This is a genomic window from Dyella sp. (assembly GCF_035277725.1).
Classification (GTDB): Bacteria; Pseudomonadota; Gammaproteobacteria; order Xanthomonadales; family Rhodanobacteraceae; genus Dyella_B.
Genome location: NZ_DATEJY010000158.1, coordinates 1 through 2784 on the forward strand (window position 1 = coordinate 1; position 2784 = coordinate 2784).

The 2784-nt window shown below is 53.4% G+C and carries 3 protein-coding genes; all 3 read right to left on the reverse strand.

What is annotated here, in order from left to right:
- Positions 1 to 30: 30 nt before the first annotated feature.
- On the reverse strand, positions 31 to 1023 hold the full coding sequence (waaF, locus tag VJR68_RS14360) for a lipopolysaccharide heptosyltransferase II (protein WP_324148722.1): 993 nt from the start codon (positions 1021 to 1023) through the stop codon (positions 31 to 33).
- Positions 1024 to 1098: 75 nt separating this feature from the next.
- Positions 1099 to 2121, reverse strand: a complete 1023-nt coding sequence (locus tag VJR68_RS14365; protein ID WP_324148724.1) for a DUF4424 family protein — start codon at positions 2119 to 2121, stop codon at positions 1099 to 1101.
- A gap of 102 nt (positions 2122 to 2223) precedes the next feature.
- The coding region (locus tag VJR68_RS14370; RefSeq protein ID WP_324148726.1) for an NAD-dependent epimerase/dehydratase family protein at positions 2224 to 2784 on the reverse strand (561 nt) is incomplete at its 5' end.

Below are 2784 nucleotides of genomic sequence, written 5' to 3' on the forward strand. Positions count from 1 at the left end.
TATCACGGATGTCCGTTTAGTTAGACGCTCTCAGGAAATATGCCGCTCGACGTCGTCCACGCTCATGTGGTTCAGGCAGTTGGTGTGGCCGAACGGGCACGTGCGCTGGAAACACGGACTGCAATCGAGGTGCAGATAAACGATTTCCGCCTTGTCGGTCAGCGGCGGGGTGTAATCCGGTGAGGACGAACCGTAGATCGCCACCACTTTGATGCCGACGGCCGCGGCGATGTGCATCAGGCCGGAGTCGTTGGTCACCGCACACTCGGCCAGCGCCATGAGGTCAACGACGTCTTCGAGGCGGGTCTCGCCGCAAAGATTCACGATGTGCGTGCCGGCGATGCGGATGATTTCCCCGCCCAACGGCTGCTCCTTCGCCGAGCCGAATACCCATACCTGTTTGCCTGCAGCAACCAGACGTTTTGCAAGATCACCGAAGCGATCCACCGGCCAGCGTTTGGCCGGTCCGTATTCGGCTCCCGGCATGAGGGCAACGACCGGCCGGTCACGATTCAATCCCAGCCTGTCCAGCAAGGCTTTTTGATTCTGCGTGTCCACACGCAGCGCAGGATGCGGAACAGGCGGCGGCAAGGAGTCGCCGCGTTCCACTCCGAGAGCGACGTAACGTTGCACCGTCTGGGTAAGTATGGACTTGTCGAGTGTGCGCATGTCGTTGATGAGACCGTAACGCCATTCGCCGCGGTAGCCGATGCGCTGTGGAATGCCGGCAAAGAACGGCACGAGCGCAGACTTCCAGGAGCGCGGCATGACGATGGCTTGATCGTATCGTCCGCGCAGCAAATGCCCCAGCCGCCGGCGCGCGCCAAAGCCGAATTCACCGTGACCGAGCGGCATGCTGTGCGCGGCATGGACTTGCGGCACGCGCGCCAGGAGCGGCTTCGACCAGGCCGGCGCCAGCACGTCAATCTCGCAATCAGGAAAAAGCTGTTTGAGGGTGATGAACAGACTTTGCGCCATCACCATGTCGCCAATCCATGCAGGACCGATTACTAGTATCTTCATGTATCTAAAGAATTTGTATAATTGCTTTCATCAAAACTCCTACCAACTATGGCTTGGAGTTCCGTAACGACACCCTTACTGACTGCGCACCAGCTTATCAAGGGTGGACTGATCCCCGATGTAAAGCACCTCAAGATCGCTTGTTGGCTCAAATGAATTCTTTCTGACAACGATATTGCCATCAATTAACGACATCGTCCCGACGATGGACGTTACGACGAAGCACCTTGGTTGCTTTATCACCAAACGGAAATCTTTAATTGGACCTTGCCATGTGTTCGCTGACTTAAGGATAAATCTTACAAGGAGATAGCCATAATTTTCTGCGGGATTCAGGTTACTCAGAAATGATGACAACTTTGGCTGGCTGGCAAAGAATTGCCGATAGATACGAAGGTTATTTCTATAAGTAGGATAATCCTCGAGATGCCCATACGCCCCACCTCCATCAGCAGGGCGATATGCATGCGTTATCTGAACAGTGGACTGAGCTGGGAATATCTGGTACCAAAAATATTTGATATGGGTCTCGTAGTAAATCGAATATGGATCAGTCTCAATGTTTTGATAGGCTAAGCCAGCTTTTGCCGCGCGTGTATAGCCAACTACTGCGATATTCCCCAACCGGCCTTTGGGAATTGCGCGACGACAATCAACTGGTATTGAATGCTTATGCAGAAAAAACGTGACATCTTGTCCCTCCTTAAATCCTCGGACTTTTGCGTTGGCGCCTTCTTCATCATCACGAACAAATGCTCTCTTTTCGATGCGAGCATGGATAGGTACGCCATTCACAGTAGTTTCGAAGTCGCTTGGATAGCTTGAGTGCTGAAACCATCCGCATTTTATGGGTGGCAACGGAAACGCCACAATGGTTCTGATATCTTTTTTTGAGTTGTTTTTGAATTGGTAAGAAACCACAATGAGATCTGGTGAAATCTCCAGCACCTCCCGGTCCATTGAAATAGCGGGGGAATGCTTGAACACAAGCCCACCTGCCCCTAACGCAGAGTAGGCGTCATCCGCACGCGCGGCTTGACAGATTAACGTCAGTGCAACGGCTAACAACCCCAACCACACGGTTTGTACGTGTTTCATTATCATCGCCCTGTTGCAAGACCCATGTTCGCTACACTTATATAACTTCGGAGTCTGCCATTTATCGCATAGTATTTGCCTATTCCCGGTTTCTAATCCCACTCAGCTTTTATTCAACCATTCCATGTACTTCTGAACACCCTGCTCCACCGTCATGAACTTGTGGTCGCAACCAGCGGCGCGCAGCTTGCTCATGTCGGCCTCGGTGAAACTCTGGTAGCGGCCCTTGAGATTTTCCGGGAAGGCGATGTACTCGATTTTGCCCTTGCCGTGGAATTTGATCACGGCATTGGCGACCTCGTTGAAGGTCTGGCTCTTGCCGGTGCCGAGGTTGAAGATGCCGGAAACCTTCGGGTGCTCCCACGCCCACAGGTTCACGGCACACACATCGTCCACGTGGATGAAATCGCGGCGCTGCTCGCCGTCCTTGTAACCGCCGCTGCCCTCGAAGAGCTTGCAGTTGCCGGTAGCGAGAATCTGACTGTTGAAATGAAATGCGGTGCTCGCCATCTTGCCCTTGTGCTGCTCGCGCGGGCCATAGACATTGAAATAGCGGAAACCGATAACTTGGCTCTTGAGCGCAGCTTGCATGCGGCGGCGCACATACTGGTCGAACAGGAACTTGGAATAGCCATAGAGGTTGAGCGGCGCCTCGTATTGGCG

What these genes read in the sequence shown, in the direction of transcription:
- waaF (WP_324148722.1), bottom strand. Translation starts at nt 1,023, where the DNA reads ATGAAGATACTAGTAATCGGTCCTGCATGGATTGGCGACATGGTGATG.
- VJR68_RS14365 (WP_324148724.1), bottom strand. Translation starts at nt 2,121, where the DNA reads ATGAAACACGTACAAACCGTGTGGTTGGGGTTGTTAGCCGTTGCACTG.